20 protein-coding genes are annotated in these 18,477 nt (G+C 66.1%); 2 read left to right on the top strand and 18 right to left on the bottom strand.

The window, feature by feature from the left end; genetic code table 11:
- Positions 1-57 precede the first annotated feature (57 nt).
- Positions 58-369: a polyhydroxyalkanoic acid system family protein gene (locus IEX88_RS16740; RefSeq protein WP_188852804.1), complete on the top strand. Its 312-nt coding sequence runs from the start codon at positions 58-60 to the stop codon at positions 367-369.
- A 74-nt stretch (positions 370-443) separates the two neighbouring features.
- Here IEX88_RS16740 and IEX88_RS16735 read toward each other — a convergent pair whose 3' ends face one another.
- Positions 444-923 carry a hypothetical protein gene (locus tag IEX88_RS16735; RefSeq protein ID WP_188852802.1) on the bottom strand — a complete coding sequence of 160 codons (480 nt, stop codon included), beginning with the start codon at positions 921-923 and terminating at the stop codon, positions 444-446.
- Between the two features lie 234 nt (positions 924-1,157).
- Between IEX88_RS16735 and IEX88_RS16730 the strand changes: the two genes are divergently transcribed.
- The gene (locus IEX88_RS16730; RefSeq protein WP_188852782.1) at positions 1,158-1,475 is read left to right on the top strand and encodes a hypothetical protein; all 318 of its coding nucleotides are present in this window, start codon (positions 1,158-1,160) and stop codon (positions 1,473-1,475) included.
- Between the two features lie 63 nt (positions 1,476-1,538).
- Here IEX88_RS16730 and IEX88_RS16725 read toward each other — a convergent pair whose 3' ends face one another.
- From IEX88_RS16725 to flgK, 17 genes are all read right to left on the bottom strand, one after another.
- Positions 1,539-3,713 (bottom strand): DUF1217 domain-containing protein, encoded by a 2,175-nt coding sequence (locus tag IEX88_RS16725; RefSeq protein WP_188852780.1) that lies wholly within the window; start codon positions 3,711-3,713, stop codon positions 1,539-1,541.
- 115 nt (positions 3,714-3,828) lie between these two features.
- Positions 3,829-4,320 carry a hypothetical protein gene (locus tag IEX88_RS16720; protein WP_188852778.1) on the bottom strand — a complete coding sequence of 164 codons (492 nt, stop codon included), beginning with the start codon at positions 4,318-4,320 and terminating at the stop codon, positions 3,829-3,831.
- Complete coding sequence (locus tag IEX88_RS16715; RefSeq protein ID WP_188852776.1) at positions 4,317-4,670, bottom strand: hypothetical protein; 354 nt, start codon at positions 4,668-4,670, stop codon at positions 4,317-4,319. The genes IEX88_RS16720 and IEX88_RS16715 overlap by 4 nt, the downstream gene beginning before the upstream one ends.
- A gap of 44 nt (positions 4,671-4,714) precedes the next feature.
- Entirely contained in the window at positions 4,715-5,230 is a 516-nt protein-coding gene (locus IEX88_RS16710; protein ID WP_188852774.1) for a rod-binding protein, read from the bottom strand.
- 72 nt (positions 5,231-5,302) lie between these two features.
- Positions 5,303-5,710 (bottom strand): hypothetical protein, encoded by a 408-nt coding sequence (locus IEX88_RS16705; RefSeq protein WP_188852772.1) that lies wholly within the window; start codon positions 5,708-5,710, stop codon positions 5,303-5,305.
- Positions 5,707-6,462 (bottom strand): flagellar biosynthetic protein FliR, encoded by a 756-nt coding sequence (locus IEX88_RS16700; protein WP_188852770.1) that lies wholly within the window; start codon positions 6,460-6,462, stop codon positions 5,707-5,709. The genes IEX88_RS16705 and IEX88_RS16700 overlap by 4 nt, the downstream gene beginning before the upstream one ends.
- Positions 6,459-8,552 (bottom strand): flagellar biosynthesis protein FlhA, encoded by a 2,094-nt coding sequence (gene flhA, locus IEX88_RS16695; protein WP_188852768.1) that lies wholly within the window; start codon positions 8,550-8,552, stop codon positions 6,459-6,461. The genes IEX88_RS16700 and flhA overlap by 4 nt, the downstream gene beginning before the upstream one ends.
- 209 nt (positions 8,553-8,761) lie before the next feature.
- Positions 8,762-9,718, bottom strand: a complete 957-nt coding sequence (locus IEX88_RS16690) for a Csu type fimbrial protein (RefSeq protein WP_188852766.1) — start codon at positions 9,716-9,718, stop codon at positions 8,762-8,764.
- A 62-nt stretch (positions 9,719-9,780) separates the two neighbouring features.
- On the bottom strand, positions 9,781-12,054 hold the full coding sequence (locus tag IEX88_RS16685; RefSeq protein WP_188852764.1) for a fimbria/pilus outer membrane usher protein: 2,274 nt from the start codon (positions 12,052-12,054) through the stop codon (positions 9,781-9,783).
- A gap of 139 nt (positions 12,055-12,193) precedes the next feature.
- Entirely contained in the window at positions 12,194-12,622 is a 429-nt protein-coding gene (locus IEX88_RS16680) for a fimbrial biogenesis chaperone (protein ID WP_188852762.1), read from the bottom strand.
- Positions 12,623-12,664: 42 nt separating this feature from the next.
- Positions 12,665-13,165 carry a Csu type fimbrial protein gene (locus IEX88_RS16675; RefSeq protein WP_188852760.1) on the bottom strand — a complete coding sequence of 167 codons (501 nt, stop codon included), beginning with the start codon at positions 13,163-13,165 and terminating at the stop codon, positions 12,665-12,667.
- A 572-nt stretch (positions 13,166-13,737) separates the two neighbouring features.
- Positions 13,738-14,004, bottom strand: a complete 267-nt coding sequence (gene fliQ, locus IEX88_RS16670; protein ID WP_188852759.1) for a flagellar biosynthesis protein FliQ — start codon at positions 14,002-14,004, stop codon at positions 13,738-13,740.
- A 5-nt stretch (positions 14,005-14,009) separates the two neighbouring features.
- Positions 14,010-14,420 (bottom strand): flagellar hook assembly protein FlgD, encoded by a 411-nt coding sequence (gene flgD, locus IEX88_RS16665; RefSeq protein WP_188852757.1) that lies wholly within the window; start codon positions 14,418-14,420, stop codon positions 14,010-14,012.
- Positions 14,417-14,863, bottom strand: coding sequence for a flagellar biosynthesis repressor FlbT (gene flbT, locus IEX88_RS16660; RefSeq protein WP_188852755.1), 447 nt, complete (start codon positions 14,861-14,863; stop codon positions 14,417-14,419). The genes flgD and flbT overlap by 4 nt, the downstream gene beginning before the upstream one ends.
- A gap of 3 nt (positions 14,864-14,866) precedes the next feature.
- Positions 14,867-15,214: a flagellar biosynthesis regulator FlaF gene (gene flaF, locus IEX88_RS16655; protein ID WP_188852753.1), complete on the bottom strand. Its 348-nt coding sequence runs from the start codon at positions 15,212-15,214 to the stop codon at positions 14,867-14,869.
- A 62-nt stretch (positions 15,215-15,276) separates the two neighbouring features.
- A complete protein-coding gene (locus IEX88_RS16650) occupies positions 15,277-16,320 on the bottom strand; it encodes a flagellar hook-associated family protein (protein WP_188852751.1) in 1,044 nt (347 codons plus the stop codon).
- Positions 16,321-16,334: 14 nt separating this feature from the next.
- Complete coding sequence (gene flgK / locus IEX88_RS16645; RefSeq protein ID WP_188852749.1) at positions 16,335-18,449, bottom strand: flagellar hook-associated protein FlgK; 2,115 nt, start codon at positions 18,447-18,449, stop codon at positions 16,335-16,337.
- Between the last annotated feature and the right edge of the window lie 28 nt (positions 18,450-18,477).

Here is an 18,477-nt window from a genome sequence, read left to right as displayed (position 1 = left end):
GCCTCCATATCCCCTTGAGGAACAAGGCTTCCCAGGGAATGAAGGAGGACCGGCGCGATGCCCGAGACGATCAAGATCGACATCCCGCACAAGCTGACGCGCGAAGCCGCGCGCGCCCGGATCGAGCAGAGCTTTTCCAAGCTCCGCGATCAGGCGCTCGGCGGTTTTGTGAAGTTCGACGATGTGTGGACGGGCGACCGCCTCGACTTCCGCGCCAAGATGCTGGGGCAGACGGTGGTCGGCCGCCTGGACGTGCTGGAGAACAGCGTCCATGTCGAGATGGACCTGCCGACACTGCTGGCGGCGCTGGCCGGCAAGATCAAGGGGCAGATCGCCCGGGGCGGCCAGGTGCTTCTGGAGAAGAAGTAGCCGCACCCGCAAAGAGGGACGCTGAAGCGGGCCTGCTCACGCCGTCAACGGGCCCGGGCGCTTGTCGGCTGGCCCTATTGCGCGACACTGCGGAGCGTCGCTTCCGAGGCGACGACGGTGCCGCCGGTCTCGGTCGGGTCGATCTTCAAGACGTCGCCGAGCCCCGGCACCCGCGAGCCGACCTTGACGCGCATGAGTTCCTGATCGGTCGCCAGGATCGCCTCGTTCTCGAACACCATGACGATCTGATAGTCCGCCGCCACCGGCGGCCGCGCGCGCACGATCTGCGGCGCCGGCATGGCGTTCTTGTCGGCCTCGATGATCGTGCCGGTGATGATCGGGTCGATATTGGTCGGCCGCATCGAGGACAGGATCTGGCGGGTAAAATAGTCGGGATCGCGCAGCGAGATCGAATAGGCCGAGACGAAGAAACCGAGCGAGGCGAGGCACAGCGACAGGGTCAGGACGCGCTCGAAGTTGAAGATGCCGGCGATGCGGCGCAGGCGCCCGGACAAGGCGGCTTCGGACGGGGAGCGGGACAGGACGGGCGACATGACGGATCCAGCGCGTGTGAGACGCCTTCACTCTGGAAGCCCCGACTTAAGAGTTCCTTCCCCTCTGCCCCGCCGCCCGCCTGTTTTGCCCGGCAGGGTAAGGAAGCGGTTAAGCCCTTCGCCTCGAATTAACGATCTGAACGGATTGTGGTCGCCGGCCGCGCCGCCGGAGCGCATGATGGCGCGCACGAGACCGACGTCGCCCGCGGCGATCGGCCAGCAGAGGAGCGTTCCATGACGACGCAGGAGAGACGGGAGGACAGCCGCCGCCGCACCCGCCTGCGTCCGGGCAAGCTTCTCACCGAAACAGGACGCTACCTCACCGACTGCGCGATTCTCGATCGCAGCAGCGCCGGGGCGCGCGTACGCCTGTTCGAAGCGGCGGCGCTTTCCTCCGAGATGACGCTGTTCGACGAGAGCGAGACGCTGCGGTGGTCTGTCCGAATGGTGTGGTCCGGGGATGGCCAGGCGGGGCTCTGCTACACCTCCCCCGCCGACCCGGTCGGTGCCGAGGAGGCCGAGAGGATCGCCGGACGCTACTACGCGGTGTGACGCCCCGGCGGGGCGCGCCAAAAACTGCGCTCTGGCGGCGCTCCGGCGCCGGTTGGTTCCGCGTCAGAGGATGGCGAGGAGCCCGCTCGCCTCGCCGAAGAGGCCGAGATAGGGGGAACTGACCGTCAGATCCGCATTGTTCATGTCGTAGAGCGCGGCGAACCGGGCGATGAACTTGTCGAGCTTCGCCGGGTCCTGCAGATCCTTGACGTCGAGCTTCTTCTCGATGATCGACACCTGCTTGTCGACGTCGAGCGAGGACAGTTCGCTCGGCAGGCCGAGCGTGGTCTTGACCACCTCGAGAATGGCCTTGTCGGCCAGGAGCCGTAGCGGCGTGGTCAACGTCGGTGCCTGGCGCAAGAAGTAGAGCGCGAGGCGCGCACCCTCGCTCGTCTCGCCGGCCTTCTCCTCCATGACCGAGAGAAGATACTTGTTCTCGGTCGACAGGCGCAGCGCCGGCCGCTGGACGCTGTCGGCAGCCGTCGTCACCACGCCCGAAGGGCTGAAGTTGAAGGCCTCGGCGAAATCGACGTAGCGGCTGTCCTGGAAGGAATTGGCGTAGCTCTTGGGATCGCCGAGATCGCTGGTCAAGATCTTGCGCAGCTGGTCGGCGGTCAGGCCTTCCTCGTCGAGGCCGAAGGCCGTCAGGGCGTAATCGGTGATGGTCTTGTTCGCCACGACGTCGTCGAGCTTGCGCGCTTCGCTGACGGCCTCGATGTATTTCTTGGTGTCGGCGGTGATCAGCGATTTCTTCGCGTCGGTGAGGTCCGAGCCGAAGGACGCGAGATAAGCGCTGCCGGTCTTGGTGATGCTGGCGTTGGACTGCACCTGGCGCTGCGCCGCGATCTTGCCGTCGGCGCCGAAATTGAAGGCCGCCGCCAGTTTTTCGTAGCGCGCATCGCCGAGCTTGTTGACGTAGCTCTCCGGGTCGGACGTGTCGCTTTGCAGGACGCGGCGGATCTTGGTCAGGCTCGCCGTGTCCGGATCGATGTCGAAGGCGGTCAGCACGTAGTCGAGGGCATCCCGCCCGAAGACCGCGCTCTTGGCCATGAGGTCGCCGACCGACATGATGTTGGCCGCCAGGAATTCGAAGGTCTCCGTCTTCGAGGCATCCTTGGCGAAGGCCGCGGTCTGGTAGTTGTCGTGATAGGCCACCGAGACCGTGTCCCCGCTCGGCTGCGCCAGGGCGCTCTTGCCATCGGGCACGGTGCCCTGCGGGGTGAAGGTGAAGGCGGCGTTCAGCGCGACGAGCTTCTGCTTGTAGGCGGCCTGCGCGGCCGTCGCCGTCGAGGCCTGGCCGAGTGCGCTGCTGGGATCGGACGGGTCGCTGCTCAGAATGCTGGCGACATAGGCGGCGGACGTCGTCGAATCCAGCTGGAAGGCGGTGACGAGGTAGCTGGCGACGCGCGCATCGCCCGTCAGGTCGCTGACCGAGCGCGCCGTGGCGGCCTTGGCGAGGAAGTACGCGGTTTCCTGGGCGGCCGACTGCGAACTCGCCAGATTGTCGTGGGCGACGTTGAAGTCGTAGACGAGGCGCTCGGCCTTTTCCGCGCTCATCGCGGCACTGCCGGCCGGCACGCTGCCGTCGCTGGCGAAATTCATCTTGTCGGCGAGGACGAAGAACTTGTCGTCGCTGGTGCTGGCAGCGTCGTCGCTGGCCTCGCCGGTCAGGACGCTGCGAACATAGGACTTCGAGATCAGCGCCGGGTCCGCCCCGATCGACTGCATCGCCACTTCGAACAGGGTGGCATTGGCAAGGAATTCGTCGACCGACGTGATGGTCGCCATCTTTTGCTGGAACAGGCTGGTCTTGGCGGACAGCGCCGTACCCTGGCGGACCCGATGCTCCGAATAGGCCTCGACCATCGCCTCCTTCTGCCCCGTGCTCTGGGCGGTGGCGGCGACGGTGGTGGCGTTGTTGAAGCTGAAGGCCTCGGCAAAGCTGCGGTAGCGGGAGTCTGACAGGGCGTTGGCGAAGGAGGCGGAATCGCTGAGGTCGCTCTCGATGACCTTGCGCACGAAGGCCTTCGAACCGGCCTGGTCCTCCAGCCCGTAGGCCTTCAGGGCATAGGTGTAGAGCCGGGTGTCGCTGAGGAACTCGTCGACGGTTTTGATCTTGCCGATGTGCTCGTCATAGTACTGGGTGTCGCTGGCCACCCGGGCGTCGGACTGGATGCGCTGCAGCGATGCGGTGAGATCGCTGGCATAGAGCCGGTAGTTGAGAAGCGTCGAGAGCATCGCTCGGACCTGTTCTTTCTGGCGGGGATGGACCCTGCGCGGCCGTCCCCGCAATGGCTCTCATTTTAGTGAAACAGCGTTACCCGAATCTGAACGGCGGACCCGCGCCCTCAGGCTATTTCGCGGCCATGGGGGCCAGTTTCTGCAGGCCTTCGCCGCCCACATCCTCCTTCGGGAGGAAGTCGAACTGCTGAATCAGCACCTCGTGGATGACCTCCTGCTTGTAGCGGGCGTTGACGGCGTCGCGGATCGAGCCGGTCAAGGCCACCAGATCGAACTGCTCGGCCTTCTGGAAGTCGAAGCCCGAGGCCGAATAGACGGCGCGGAATGCCTCGTCGAGGATGAAGGGATCGGGCGGGACCGCGAGCTTGCCGGCCGTCTCGCCGTCGATCGTGTAGACGAAGGCGGCCAGGACATAGCCGCGGATCGCATTCTCGGCGATGATCGGAACGGTGATCACCTCGGTCGTGCGGTAGTCGAGCCCGGCGAAATAGGTCGGGTCGGGCGGCACTTCCGGCGCGGTGGGCGCGCTCATGGACGCCGCGACATAGCCCGATCCGAGCGTGGCGACGACGATCCAGATTCCGATGGCGATGATCTTGATCATCTGTCGCGCTTGACGCCCGTGACGGCCGAGCCGTAGGTCCCGTCGCTTTCAGCGTCGGACATGGCCTTGGCGATCAGCCGGGTGATCTCGCCGGTGGCTTCCATATGGAGCCAGAGAACGTGCCGGTTGTCTTCCAGCCGCTCGCGCAGACCGTTGAGGCGCACCTTGAGATTGGGCGTGACGGCGGCGGGATCGAGACCCCGCGAAATGCGCGAGAGCTCGAGCAGGCACTGGTTCTTGCGATTGCTGCTCTCGGTGACGCTGACATTGCGGCCCTCGCGCAAGGCGAGCGTCTCGCCGACGAGGACGGATTCGAGACGGTTGATGGCCTGGGTGAGAACCGTTTCCATGATCAATTCCTATGTTGTCCCGGTTGCCCGGATAATGCCTTGCGTTACTTCGGGCCGAGGCCTTTGAGGGCCGCGGCGCCGGTGGCCACGGTATCGGCCCGCGCCAGTTCTTCCCGTCCCGCGTCGATCGCCTTGGCCCCGGAACCGCCCTTGTCGATCATGGCGGCGATGCCGATGCCGCCGCCCTTGGCCATCTCCTCGCCGATCCGTTCGGCCAGCATCGACTTCCAGATCTTGCCGGCCGTACCGGTGCCGAAATAGCTGGTGTCTTCCTGCGGCAGCATGCTCTCCACGAAGGTCCTGAGGACGAAGCTCTCGAACTGCTGCGAGGGCGGCAGCGTCCCGCTGCGCGAGCCGCGATAGACCCGCGAATAGGATTCTCCCGCGGAGGCCACCGGCACGTCCGCCTTGGCGGCCTTTGCAGCCGAGACGACATTGGCGGCGAAGAGGTCGCCCGTGGCGGACGCCGCGGGCGAGGTCGCCGCCGCGCCCGCCGTCGCCGGGCTGGCCGCAGCGGGACTGGCAGGCCTCGTCGTCGGAAGCGGTGTCAGACTCGTCATTCGTCACAATGTCCCTGGGCGCCCTCGCCCCTTGGCGCGCGATGGCTCACCCCTGCTTCTATCGCGCGCGACTTATTCGAAGCTTGCGTTGGCGGCGGTGAGATAGTCCTGCAAAGCCAGATCCAGCTCCGTCCGCTCGTCGATCTGGTCGGCGACGCCGCGCGCCTCCTCGCAGGCCCGCTCCAGCCGCTTTTCGATCCCCTGCGCCTCGCGCAGCCGGAGTTCGGCCTGCACCTGAATGCTTCGGTTGGCGACGATCTTCACCTCGTTGCGGCGCAGCGTCGTCGCTTTCGCCTCAAGAAACAGGCCCTGCAGCAGCGACTGGTCGCCGAGGCTCTGGAGGATTTCGACGCTGAGGGCGGCCAAAGCGATCCCCTCGCGCTTCAGCTCGGCCAGGCGCCACTCCTCCACCTGGCGCTTGCGCAGCTGCACCGACTGCAGCCGCTCCAGCCGCGCAGCGCGTGTCCCCTCGCCGCTCATCCGTTGATCACCCACTGCTGGAAGCCGGCGAGGAAGATGGTGAGATAGTCGCCGATCGAATAGGCGAGGAGGACGAGCCCGCCCGCGATCACGAAGGGCATGGAGATGAAGTAGATCGGGATCTGCGGCGTCATCTTGTTGGCCAGGCCAATGGCGAAGTTGACGATGACGCCGTAGATGACGAACGGGCTGGCGATCCTGAGGCCCAGATGGAAGGTCTGGTCGAGATTGTCGGTCAGCGCGACGAGGCCGGTGCGGGGGGCGAAGCCGAGCGCCACCGGCATCGCCGAATAGGAGGCCACCAGCGCCCTGAGGATCTCGACATGCAGGTTCAGCGAGAAGACCAGCACCGTCGCCGTCATGGTGATCAGCGAGACGACTGCCGGAGCCGGTTCCGACTCGTCGATCGGCGAGCCGATGGCCTGGCCCATGCCGATCGCGTTGGCGAGGAAGTTCGCCGAGAACTGCAGGGCGATCATGAAGACGCGGCCGAGCAGACCGATCAGCATACCGTTCAGGATCTCCGTGACGATCATCTGCAGCCGCACGTCGTCGCCCGCTTCCCGCATCAGCGGCAGCATGTCCGGCAGGATGCCCGGCGAGACGGCGAGCGAGATCGAAAAGGCGACGAAAAGTCGGATCTGCGTCGGGATCCGGACACTCGAATAGCCCGGCAGCAGCATCAGGCAGCTGCCGATGCGGCAAAAGATGAGGAACAGCGAAAGGATCGTCGCCGTCATCTCCTCGGTCATGCGATCGATCCGAGCGCCTTGATGTCGATGCCACGCGCGATCTCCAGATGCGACAGCACCGGCAGATTGACGAAGATGCGCTCGATCATCATGCGCACATAAGGCCGTGCATCCGGGGCCGCGACGAGGACGAAGTTCTCGCCCTGGTCGGTCTTCTCGCGGATGATCTTCGTCGCCTCGGTGGCGAACTGCTCGACGAGGCGCGGATCGATGTCGAACTCGATCACATCGCCCTTGGCATCCCGCTTCAGCGCTTGATGGAAGACGAGATCCCAGCGGTTGCCGAGGCGCAGCACCGCGAGCTGACCCTTGTGCAGGAGATCGCCGCAGATCTGCTGCGCCATGCGGGTGCGCACATGCTCGACGATCTTTTCCGAGCGTCGGACATGCGGGGCGATCTCGGCCACGGCCTCGAGGATGAGGGTGAGGTTGCGGATCGAGACGCGCTCGGCGAGGAGCAGCTTGAGCACCGCCTGTAGGCCGCTGAACGACATATGGGCGGGGACGATCTCGTCGATCAGTCGCTTGTATTCCGGCTCCAGCCGGTCGAGCAGCGTGCGCGTGTCCTTGTAGGAGAGAAGGTGCGCCAGATTGTTGCGGATGACCTCGGAGAGATGCGTGAGGACGATCGACAGCGTGTCCACCGGCTCGAAGCCGGCCCGGCGCGCGGCCGAGGCGAAGGTGTCGGAGATCCAGGCGGCCTTCAGGCCGAAGGCCGGCTCGCGGGTCAGGTCGTGCGGGATGTCGGGCACGGGCGAGTCCCCGAGGACGATCAGGAGGTCGCCGAGACGCAGCGCCTGGGTGGCGACCGTGGTGCCGTGCACCTTGATCTCGTAGGACTTGGCGTCGACCGAGAGATCGTCGCTGAGCTTGATCTCCGGGACCACGAAGCCGAAGCGCGAGGCGAAGCGGCGGCGCATCTTTTGCACGCGGTTGGCCAGTTCGTCGCGCGAGAAGGCCAGATGTGCGGCCATCTGCTTGCCGAGCACCAGCTCGACCTCGACGATGCGCAGCGATTCCTTCACCGACTGGCGCTCGGTCTCGATCGCCTGCTCCTCGGCCTGCTTCTTCTCGACCTCGACGAGGCGCTCGGCGACGGCGCGGTTGCGCGGAACGGTGTAGGCGACGGCTCCGAGGCCGAGGGAAACGACGAAGAAGGGAAGGAACGGCAGACCGGGAAGGAGCGCGAGGACGCCCATCATCGCCGAGGCCACCATCATCGCGCGCGGGTAGAAGCCGAGCTGGGTGATGATCCCCATCTCGACGGCGCCGCGGGTCCCGCCCTTGGAGACCAGAAGACCGGCGGCCAGAGAGACGATCAGCGCCGGGATCTGGGTGACGAGGCCGTCGCCGACCGAGAGCTTGGTGTAGACGTCGGCCGCCTCGCCGGCATCCATGCCGTGGCGGGTGATGCCGATGATGATGCCGCCGAAGATGTTGACCGCGGTGATGATCAGGCCGGCGATCGCGTCGCCGCGCACGAATTTCGAGGCACCGTCCATCGAACCGAAGAAGGAGCTTTCTTCTTCCAGCTCGCGGCGGCGCTGCTGCGCCTGGCGTTCGTCGATCAGGCCGGCGGAGAGATCGGCGTCGATCGCCATCTGCTTGCCGGGGATGGCGTCGAGGGTGAAGCGCGCGCCGACTTCGGCGATACGCGTCGCGCCCTTGGTGATGACGAGGAAGTTGACGGTGAGGAGGATGGCGAAGACGACGAGGCCGATGACGAAGTCGCCGCCCATGACGAACTGCGAGAAGCCGCCGATGACGTAGCCGGCGGCGTTGTGGCCCTGGTCGCCATTCGAAAGGATGACGCGCGTCGTCGCGACGTTCAGCGACAGGCGCAGCATGGTCACGAGCAGGAGAAGCGTCGGGAAGGAGGAGAAATCGAGCGGCTTCTCGATCCACAGCGCGACCATCAGGATCAGGATCGACAGCGCGATCGAGATGACGAGGCCCATGTCGATCAGGAAGGCCGGAATCGGGACGAAGAGCACCGCCATGATGAAGACGATGGCCAACGCGAAACCGATATCGCGACGGCTCTTGGCCTTGATGGGCGGACTGAGCCTCAGGGGTTCGGCGAGCGACATCTAAGCGTTCCTTCGGGGCGTCATGCCCTTGACCTGCCGGTGGCGCGGTCGCGGGCGACCGTTCCGGCTCTCTTTATGTCCGGGCCGGGCGCCGGCCGGAAGCGCGATGGACGCAGAGGCGCCACCGTCACCGACCGTTCTGCGGCCTCGAGCTTGAGCCGGGCTGGAAAGGTTTCGTCAACCTTTGGCCCCGGGGCCGTACGGCGGTGTCAGAGACCGGACCCGTCGCCATAGGTGATGGTCACGGCGACCGTGTCGGAATAGGTTCCGGGCCGGACCGGCTGCGGCGGCACACGGCCGTAGACCGGCACCGTCTGCTGCGTGCCGGTGCCGGTACCCGGCAGCCGGGTTTCCAGCGAACTGCCGAAGGGTTGGCTGCGCGCCGGGTCGAGATACAGGCCGTAAATGGCCAGGTCGCTCCCCGCTCTCAGGATGCGCTGCTCGGGATCCGTTCCACCACCCAGGCCAGGCCCGAGGGTGACGGAATAGCCGGTCTCGGGCGTACAGGTGACGGCGATGCGGGCTTCCGCGTCGACGGCCCTGTCGATGACGCCGTGTTCACCGAAATCGATGTCTCCCGCCTCCACCAGACAATTGGCCGGGATGTCGGCCTGGACGGAGAAGGCGGCCTGGCCGGTGCCGGCACCGCCCGATGCGTTGCAGTCGAGATCGCCTTCGGCAAACTCGAAAACCGTATCGGCGCCGACGAAGGAACTGTCGTACCGGCCCGCCGCGGCTGTCGATTGGCCGCCCGGCACCCGGCCGAAGAGATCGATCGTTGCCGAAGCGACCTCGCCGGAGACCACGGCCACCACCCGGCGCGGGGCGCCGAGAGAAGGCGCGTCGCGGCTCCCCCAGGGACTGCCGTAGCCCCCATCCTGATAGAGCTGGAAGGCGAGCGTCCGCCCGCCCGAGGTCAACTGCCGCACGCCGCCGACGGCGCCGCCGCTGCCCGCCCCCAAATGCAGGCAGACGACCACCTGCGCCGCGCCGGGCGTGACCTGGACGCAGTCGATCCGCACGCTCGCGACGCTGTCGGTCGGGGCGGCAAACAGGCTGTCGACGGAGCCGAAAGCCAGATCACCGATCTCGACGGTACAGGCGGCCGCCTTCGCCCCCGACGCAGCCAGAAGCGTGAAGACGATCAACAGCGCGAACCTCAGCATCGCCCCCCCTGTCCCAAACATACCCCGTGATAGGAGCAGGTGCTGGTGCGGCGCTGTTCCCGTCAGAGCGGGGTGCAGGCGGCGTCGGGAATGGCGACTTGCGCGCCGCCGTCGCTCTGGTAGGAAAACCGGGCGAGACACTGTCCCCCCTCGGGAAGATCGACCAGGACCTCGTTGGCCGCAGAAAGGCCGTCGACATAGGCCTGCCCGTCATAGCCGATGACGAACGCCTCGCCATCGGCGCCGAGGCGCCCGATCGCCCCTAACGGCAGGGCCTCGCCCGCGGCGTCGGTGAAGCTGACGAGCGCCGCGCCGCCCTTGGCCGCGGCGGCGAAGGCCACGACCACGCCCGATCGGTCGACCGGTACGACCACCTGGCGGGTGGCGTTGAGCGCGGTGTCGAGCGGCAGGTCGCCTGGATCGATCGAGATCTGGTTCTTCTCGAAGGCCCGCAGCCGCGGCAGCAGCAGCTTGCCTCTGGCATTGGTGCGGCCGACGGCGCGGTTTTCCTGGCTGACCTCGACATCCGCGGCGCCGACGTCGACGATCGCGAAGGAATCCTCGATCGGCCGGGAGAAGAACAGGTCGCCGCCGGCGGCGACGACGGCGCCGTCCATCTGCGCCGTCGCCCGGAACAGGTCGCCGGACTGCCCCACCGCGGCGACGAAATCGGCGGCCTCGGCGTGATACTGCGCCGTGGCGGAGCGCTGCGACACCTTCCCCTCGGAATCGCGCAGCTGCCAGCTGTAGTCGCCGGTCTCCTGACCGCCGCGCCGGGACAGGGAGGCGCTCGCCACCGGGCCATCGCCGCCATCGTAGAGGGAGGCGGTCGTGGAATAGTCCTCGCCGAGCGGCAGGGTGAGCCCGGCGCTGACCCCGAAAGCCTCGGACGCCAGATCCTTGAAGCCTGAAAGGTAGACCGCGCCCGTCTTGTTGATCTTCCGGCTGTAGGACAGGCCGACGACGCTTTTTTTCTGGTCATCGACGGCCGTAACTTCGGTGAAGCTCAGGCTGACGGAAGAGGGATCGAACACCAGCGGCAGCGAGACCGCGATCTGGTTGATCGCGGCGGCGGGCCTGCCGCCGGCTTGGAGAAGGCTCGGGTCGCGTGCCGCCGCATCGATGATCGAGGCGATGTCGTGGTAGTCGCCATGGGTCCGCTGCACGCGGCCGCTGACGTTGACCTGAGCGACCCGGAATTCTGCGGTGGCGCCGAACTGCACGCCGGACCCGAAGGTCGACGAGCGGCTGGTCGCCGCCGAGGCCGAGACGGTGCCGAGGGTGCCGACCGCCACGACGGCGCCGAGGCCGCCATTGGCGATTTCGGCGCCGCCCTCGATATGCGCCTCCCCCGTCAGCCAGTCGCTGAAGCCGTAGCGCAGGGATCCCGATCCCATCGGCCGGGGATCATAGGCATTGGATCTTGCGCCGAAGAACTGGCGGCCGAAGCCGAGTTCGGCCGAATAGTCGGTCAGGCCCTGCGCCAGAAGCTTCGGGGAAGAAAAGAAGGCGGTCTCGCTGACGCTCTCCTGACCGGCCGCATCGCGCACGACGACGCGCGTGGTTCCCGCGCCGTTGACCACCGGCAGATTGGTCAGCGCGAAGGGCCCGGCCGCGACCTCCTTGGAGAAGCGCTTGGTGCCGTTGAGATAGACGTCGATGGTGGAAGGGACGGCGGCACTGCCCGAAATCTCGGGAATGGGCACGGTCACGAGATCGGAGCGCAGGGAAAAATTGCGCTGGATCTGAACGCCGGCCAGCCGGGTCGGCCGATTCCAGTCCAGGCCGCCGGTGATGAGGTCGCCGGCCCGATAGGTCCGCAATGTCTCGGGGTCGGAATAGGCCCAGCTGGTGTCCAGCCGCTTGGTATCGTAGTCCCCTCCGGCATCCGTGCTGGCCACGAAGGTCTGCGCGACGACGCCATAGGGCGAGAACATCCGGCCTTCGAAGGCTCCGGAAAGCCCGTCGAACCGGACGACGTCGCGCAAGGCGGCACTGGGCGTGGCGGCAAACAGGCTGTAGTTGAGGAGGGCGCCAAAGCCCGACTGCGCCGTCGGCCCCGGATTGCTGGGGGCGTCGAGAATGCTGCGCGCGCCGCTTGCGTCGATCACCGCCGCGACACGCGCCGCGTCGCCCGCGCTGAAATCGATCTGTTGGCTGGCCTCGTCATAGCCGTACCGGACCCCGGGCAGGCGATCGACGAGGATGCGACCATCGGCCAGCCGTGCCTCTTCGGCCGGGAACAGGCCGATGCTGCGCAACTCTTCCGCCTCGGCGACGAGCGTGCCGCCGGTCTCGACGAAGGCGGCGATCAGCCCCGTCGGGGCGCCGTTCACCGAGACGTCGAGAAACAGCGCCCGGCTATCGGCAGCGTCGGGCGCCGCCGCGACGGGCGCGGCCGCCGGAACCTGCGCCGGCGAGGGATTCGGTTGGAAGGGGCACAGGACGACGAGAGCGAAGAGAGCTCGGTGACGTTTACTGCGCGCTCTCGAAGCGAACCGGAATGGAGTGCCGGACCAGGACATTGATCGTTCCAGCCTTGCGGCGCTTGGGATCGGGGAGTTCGTCGACCAGCAAGCGGTAGCGCTCGCCTTCCTCGACCGGCGTCTTGGCGATGCGCACGATGCGCACCAGGTTTTCGCCGCCGGGCGCCAGCTTGGTAATCGGGGGGCTGGCCACCACGTTCGTCGTCGGCTCCAACCACTCCTCGCCGTCGACGATCCTCGAGCGGAACACCCGCACCTGGACGCCGAGCGGCGACTTGTCGTTGTTCCATACCCGGATCGACGAGGTTGCTGCGCCGGGATTGACGGTGAGGCCGACGGGGGAGACGCGCAGGGAAGAGGCATGGGCACCGGAGGCGACCAGCATCAGGCCCAGGGCAGCGACGAGAGAGGATCGCATCAGGGTTCTTTCCGCAGGAGCCATCACGCTCCCGACGATGACTTAATAGGACAGGGTGACGGTGATCGTGTCGGTGTAGTCGCCGACGGGGGCCGCCTGCGCCGGCGCCATGCCGTAGATGTTGATCGCTTGCGCGGAGCCGTCGGCGGTGCCGGTCAGTTCGTCACCCGTGCCGCCGATCAGATCGGTGTGGCTGGCGTCCGAATAGACGCTGTAGTCCAGCGTGTTCGTGCCGCTGGTCATCTTGCGCGTTGCCGCGGTGGCACCGTCTCCGGAGCCGGCATCCATGGTGATCGAATAGGTCGTGCCGTCGGTGCACTGGATGTTCAGCGTAGATGCCGCGTTGGACGCCGTCGTCGAGAGCGTGGTCGCCCCGACGGCATCGAAGACAAGCGGGTTGGCGGTCAGAGTGCATTCGGACGTGACGGTCATCGAGACGGCCATGTTGCTCGTCTTGTCGGTAACGGCGGAGGCGATCGTGCTGGCACCGCAGAGGACGCCAAGCGCTCCGCCGACGACGATCGCATTTCTGAACATTTTCATTATTCACCTTCTTGGTCGGAACCATCAGCAAGGTGCAGCGTCTCACTTACTAAAAAAGCGTGAGTTCAAGGCCACTGCACCCGCCATAGAGGGCGGCAGACCTTATAATTATGTGCAAAATTATACAACTAATCGTGAGTTAAGACGTAAGGCAGACTTTTGGTCTGTTCAGCTTGGTTAACGCGGCGGCCGAGACGAACGCAAGCTGCACGACTGGCCGTACAGTCCGGTCTTTCCGGCCGAGAGCGAGGTGGCTGTCGGGTAAAACAGCCGATTTCCGGTCAAAACAGGGGATATTGACGGTTTTGACCGAGGAGACGGCAGGCGGGCGCATCCGTCTTCCGACGCCACGCGGCGACGGGCCGTCCCCGTTTGCGGACGGCATCGCGCTACCACCTTCGGTAAGTCTTAAGCGCCGCTGTCTGGAGGCTCGCAAATATCAGGGGACGTCCCGCAGGACTTCATTCACCCTGAAAAGAAGAGGCACCCCGCCCGGCCCGATCGTCGAAGATCGCGGCGGGACGGGGTGCCTTTGGAATCGGCCGGGCCGATGCCCAGGCGGCCGCAGAGCGTCAGAAACCCTGCTCGATGCGGGCGTAACTTTCCTGCGTGAAGGAATAGACCTGGGCCCCGGTGAACGAGGCGGTGAAGGCGATGATGACGAAGATGGCGAGGATCTTCGGCACGAAGGTGAGCGTCACCTCCTGGATCTGCGTCAGCGCCTGGAACAAAGCGATGAGGATGCCGACCACCATGGCCCCGCCGACGGCGGGGCCGGAGGCGATGACGACGGTCCAGATCGCCGACTGCACGATATCGATGGCATCCGCTTCGTTCATGGCCGCTACTCGATGGTGATGCCGGCGCCGAGCGCCAGCTTGGTGCCGCTGGCCAGCGTCGCGACGGCGCCGGTGTCGGTGACGTTGACCGACTTGACCACGCCGCTGATCTTGCCGTCGGCGGAGGTGACGGTATGGCCGATCGCCGCGTTCGCCTGGGTCAGGGCCGACAGGGTGATCATCGACTCCAGCTTCTGATTGGTCTTGATGCCCTGCTCGACATTGGAGAAGGAGGCGAGCTGCGCCAGCTGCTCCGTCGCGTCGGTCGGGTTCAACGGGTCCTGGTTCTGCATCTGCGCCACGAGCAGCTGCAGGAAGCTGTCATAGTCGAGGCTGGCCTGGTCGGCATCGGTCTTGGTCGTCGAGGCGGTGGTGGTGGTCGCGGTGGTGCTGCTCACACTGCTGACGTTGCTCATGAGGATGCTCCTGCTGCGACGGGGATACGGGCCTCCCGGAAGGTCGGCTGCGGCCGTCCGGAAATGATGGCGTCCTCAAGCGGGATGATGGAACGCAGGGATTTCAGCGCGTCGAACGGGCGCTCGCGCTCGACCAGTTCCACCGCGTCCATGATCCCGGCCCGGATGTCGGCGTTGGAGAAGGCGGCGAGAAGCAGGGGATAGGTCTTCTGGAAGGCGTCGCGGGCAGCGGCGGCATCGGCGGGCTCGATCAGCATCATCTGGACGAGGAAATACAGCTGGCGCAACGGCGTCGTCGCATCCGCCGCCTGGATCACGTGGCTTTCCAGGAGGAAGGTCACGTCGTTCAGGAGTTCCAGCGAGGTCTTCCGGTCGACGCGCATCACCGCACCGTTGATGAAGATGCGCTCGCCCGCCCTCAGGGATAGTTTCAGCGTCGCCATCGCCTATTCCAATCCGTCGCGGATCATCGTCGTGACGTCGATGATCCCCTGGAAACTCTGCGTCTTGCCGACGCGCACCGAGTCGGTCTCGCGCATGACCCAGAGACCGATGGAGATCAGACCGGCCCGCAGGCTTTCCGGCAGGGCGTTCTCGGGGTTGGCGAGATCTTCCACCAGGATCGACCAGAGCGTGCGCGTCACATAGATCGCCTCGATCGCCTCGGGCGAACGGGGGCCGTGCTTCTCGGCACGGGCGAGGATCTCGAGCGTGTGGTCGAGAGCCTCCTTCTCGCGTTCGCGCGCCGAGGCACCGCTGTCCTGGCTGATCTCCGCGTAGGAAAATTGGTACATTCGCCGTTCCTTTGTATCGAGCGGTTCTCAGGCGAACCGTCCGCCATGCTGCCCGAAAGAGATCAGATGTAGTCGAGAATGCTGAGGCCCTGGATCTTGCCGGTGACGCTGTAGGCGGCCTGAAGCTGCGTCGACAGCGCGTTGACGCGTAGGCTCACTTCGGTGATGTCGACCTCCTCGAGGCCGGACACCGTCGCCGCCATGATGTCCTGCTGGCGTTGCAGTTCGGCATTGGCGCCATCGATGCGCTTCAGCTTGGTGCCGACGTCGGCGCGCAGCGTCGTCGCCTGGTCGCCGCCCCCCTTCAGCAGCAGCGTCGCTTTGTCCGTCACCGCCTTGCGGGCGTCGGCGTTCAGCGTGTCGATGCCGAGTGAGGCGATCATCGTGTAGGCCTCGGCGATATTGCTGAAGGCACTGTTGTTGGCGCTCAGAGACGACGTGACCGTCTCCGTCTTGCTGATCCGCGAGTCGATCGTGCCACTCGAAGCTGCCGTCCAGCTTGCGGCCTGGAATTCGTCGCTGAATTTATAGGTGACACCGCCCTTCACGGAGCCACCGCCGAGATAGTCGGCCATGTCCGTGCCGCTCACCTGGCTGGCATCTGTGCCACCGGTCGCAGCTAGAACGAATGCGTTGAACTCGCTGGCGAGGCGGGTAGCGCGCGCCGCCGATGCGGTCGTTGTGATCGGGGCCGCGTCTGTATTGTCGCCGCCGAAGAGGTACTGTCCGTCACCCGTGGCGTTGAGCGCGCCCGTCATCGTCTGCAGGCCGGATTTCGCCTCGTTGATGAGCGTGTCGAAATTGGTGGCGACACTGACGCCGATCAGGTTGTTGGCGAGCGACTCGGCGCCTTCCGAAATCGTCGCCAGCGAGGCGTCGATGTTCTTCAGCCGCGTGATGACCAGGCCGTTCGAGGCCTGCTGCTCCTTGAAGCTGTTTTCCTGCGCGCGGGCGCTGACGGCACTGCCGGTCAGGCGGCCGAGCGTCTTGCCGATGTCGAGATGGCGGCCGGAGTTCAACTCCTGCGTGGCGTCGTTGACCTGGCTCTGCAGGCGCTGCAGCGAAACCCGCGTGCTGGTGTTGAAGGAAAGCGTGGAGATGCTCATGGCGCCGTGTCCCGTCAGATGCTGTTGAGAAGCGTGTTCAACATTTCGTCGATGGTGGAGATCAGCTTGGAGGCTGCCTGAAAGGAGCGCTCGAGCTCGAGCATCCGCGTCAGCTGCTCGTCCATGTTGATGCCGGTCTCGTTCGACAGGGTCGCCTGGGTCTGGTCGAGCACGGTCTGCTTGTAGTCGGTATCCGACAGCGCCGTCTGACGCGTCGCCTGCAGCCAGCTGATCGACGAGGCGGCATAGTCGGCCAGGCTGGCGGTCGGATCGGCGCCGCTGGTCGCCGAGAAGCTCCGGGCGGCGTTGAGGGCGTCGCTGAGCTGGTTCAGCCGCGTGGTGAAGCCGCCGGCGTTCTGCGTGTTGTAGTCGGCATGGACGCCGTCCCGGATCAGGGTGGGATTGGCGGTGACCCCCGTGGCAAGCTTCAGCTGTGCGGCAAGACCGGTGATCGTGGTCGAGCTGGCGCCCGCGGTAAGGCCGCCGGTGTGCGTCGCCAGGTTGGCGGGGACCGTCTTGACGTCGGACAGGCCGATGACGGTGGCGGGGTTTGTCGCGGTCAGCGTCAGGGCCGGCAGGCCGGCAGTACCGGCCGTGACCTTGCCGGCGCCGAGTGCGGCACCGCCGGTGACCGGAACTGCGGCTGCGATCGCGCTGCTCAGCGCGTTCGCATAGTCGGTATCGGTCGGCACGGCGGTAAAGGTGTGGCTCGCCGAATAGTCGACCCCGCCATAGCTGAAGGTGAAGGCGATCTTGTCGCCGGCAGCGATGGTGCCGGCGGTAAACGAGCCGACGGCGATCGAGCCAGCCGCCGTCGTCGCGGCCGTCAGGCCGCCCGTCTTGCTCGCGACATAGGTCTGGATGTTGGAAACGCTGACGCCGAGCGCGCCGCTTGTCTGGCTCGACAGGCTGAGGGCGCCGTTGGCATTGCCGACGGTGACCACGGCGCCGGCCGGCAGGGCCGCATTGCCGTCGACGGTGGTTGCCGCGTTGACGGCTGCCTGCAGGGTCGCCTGGAAATTGGCTGCGCTCGTGGGCGCGGCGGTGAAGGCCGCCGTGGCGCGATAGCTCTTGTCGCCATAGACGAAATCGAAGGTCAGGCTGTCGCCGGCAGCGATGGTGCCGGGATTGTAGGTCCCGATGTCGGCGCTCGCCGGCGCCGAAATCCCGGTGGCGTCGAACAGGCCGGTGGCGATGTCGCCGCCCGGCACCTCCTTGAACGCGTCGATCAGGCCCCGCGCCATTTCATCGAGCTGCGTCTGGTAGGTCACCATCAGGTCGTCGCGCAGGGAGACGAGGCCGGCGACGATGCCGCTCTTGATCGGCATGAAGGCGTTGGAGCCGGTGACGGCGGTGCCGTCGATGCGGAAGGCATTGCCCTCTGTCACCGTGGCGTTCAGACCGCCCGTCGCCGCGTATTCGACCTTGCGGGCCGTCGACTCGAACATCGTCACGCCGGAGTCGGTGAAAATGACGAGGTCGTTGTTGCCCCGCGTCAGCGTCGTCACGCCGACATAGGCGGAGAGCTGCACCACGGCCTGGTCGCGGGCGTCGTTCAGGTCGGTCGTGTCGGCGCCGCTGCGGGTGCCGGCCACGATGCGGTTGTTCAGATCCTCGATCGTCGCCAGGATCTTCGTCATGTCGGCGGCAGCCTGGACGAGCTCGGCATCGGCATCGCGCCGGACCGACTGGACCGTCGCCGAGGACTCGGTGATCCGCGTGACGAGATCGCTGGCCGCGGTCGCGGCGTTGCGGGCAAGCTCGTAATTGTTCGGGGAGGCCGCCAGCGTGCTGAGCGCATCGTTCATCGCCGACACCATGGCGGCGGGCGAGCGGCTCAGCGCCGTGTCGCCGATGGTCTCGCTGATGCGCGTCAGTCCGTTGCTGATGACATTGCCCTTGCCCACGGCCGAATTGGCTTCCAGCATATTGCTGTAGAGCACGGCGTTCGAGGACTGGGTGATCGAGGTGACCTGCACCTGACCGAGCGCGCCGGTGACAACATTGGCGTATTTCTTGGTGGCGCCGACGGTGTTCACATTGGCGATGTTGCGCGCGATGATCGCGGTCTGCGTCTGGGTCGCGGTCAGCGACGACTTTGCCGTATCGAGCGCGGTGGAAAGCGACATGACGGAATTCTCGCGAAAACGGAGGGAG

The sequence above is a fragment of the Aureimonas glaciei genome, from assembly GCF_014643375.1.
GTDB lineage: Bacteria > Pseudomonadota > Alphaproteobacteria > Rhizobiales > Rhizobiaceae > Plantimonas > Plantimonas glaciei.
Note: the sequence above shows the minus strand (reverse complement) of the source record. Positions and strands in the feature narration are given on the sequence as shown.

Bases quoted from the DNA above. Each gene is read 5' to 3' on its own strand.
- IEX88_RS16680 (WP_188852762.1), bottom strand. From the start codon at position 12,622: ATGCGATCCTCTCTCGTCGCTGCCCTGGGCCTGATGCTGGTCGCCTCC.
- flbT (WP_188852755.1), bottom strand. From the start codon at position 14,863: ATGGCGACGCTGAAACTATCCCTGAGGGCGGGCGAGCGCATCTTCATC.
- IEX88_RS16690 (WP_188852766.1), bottom strand. From the start codon at position 9,718: ATGCTGAGGTTCGCGCTGTTGATCGTCTTCACGCTTCTGGCTGCGTCG.
- IEX88_RS16720 (WP_188852778.1), bottom strand. From the start codon at position 4,320: ATGATCAAGATCATCGCCATCGGAATCTGGATCGTCGTCGCCACGCTC.
- IEX88_RS16710 (WP_188852774.1), bottom strand. From the start codon at position 5,230: ATGACGAGTCTGACACCGCTTCCGACGACGAGGCCTGCCAGTCCCGCT.
- fliQ (WP_188852759.1), bottom strand. From the start codon at position 14,004: ATGAACGAAGCGGATGCCATCGATATCGTGCAGTCGGCGATCTGGACC.
- IEX88_RS16715 (WP_188852776.1), bottom strand. From the start codon at position 4,670: ATGGAAACGGTTCTCACCCAGGCCATCAACCGTCTCGAATCCGTCCTC.
- flgK (WP_188852749.1), bottom strand. From the start codon at position 18,449: ATGTCGCTTTCCACCGCGCTCGATACGGCAAAGTCGTCGCTGACCGCG.
- IEX88_RS16675 (WP_188852760.1), bottom strand. From the start codon at position 13,165: ATGAAAATGTTCAGAAATGCGATCGTCGTCGGCGGAGCGCTTGGCGTC.
- IEX88_RS16740 (WP_188852804.1), top strand. From the start codon at position 58: ATGCCCGAGACGATCAAGATCGACATCCCGCACAAGCTGACGCGCGAA.
- IEX88_RS16650 (WP_188852751.1), bottom strand. From the start codon at position 16,320: ATGAGCATCTCCACGCTTTCCTTCAACACCAGCACGCGGGTTTCGCTG.
- IEX88_RS16700 (WP_188852770.1), bottom strand. From the start codon at position 6,462: ATGACCGAGGAGATGACGGCGACGATCCTTTCGCTGTTCCTCATCTTT.
- flhA (WP_188852768.1), bottom strand. From the start codon at position 8,552: ATGTCGCTCGCCGAACCCCTGAGGCTCAGTCCGCCCATCAAGGCCAAG.
- flaF (WP_188852753.1), bottom strand. From the start codon at position 15,214: ATGTACCAATTTTCCTACGCGGAGATCAGCCAGGACAGCGGTGCCTCG.
- IEX88_RS16705 (WP_188852772.1), bottom strand. From the start codon at position 5,710: ATGAGCGGCGAGGGGACACGCGCTGCGCGGCTGGAGCGGCTGCAGTCG.
- IEX88_RS16725 (WP_188852780.1), bottom strand. From the start codon at position 3,713: ATGCTCTCGACGCTTCTCAACTACCGGCTCTATGCCAGCGATCTCACC.
- flgD (WP_188852757.1), bottom strand. From the start codon at position 14,420: ATGAGCAACGTCAGCAGTGTGAGCAGCACCACCGCGACCACCACCACC.
- IEX88_RS16735 (WP_188852802.1), bottom strand. From the start codon at position 923: ATGTCGCCCGTCCTGTCCCGCTCCCCGTCCGAAGCCGCCTTGTCCGGG.
- IEX88_RS16730 (WP_188852782.1), top strand. From the start codon at position 1,158: ATGACGACGCAGGAGAGACGGGAGGACAGCCGCCGCCGCACCCGCCTG.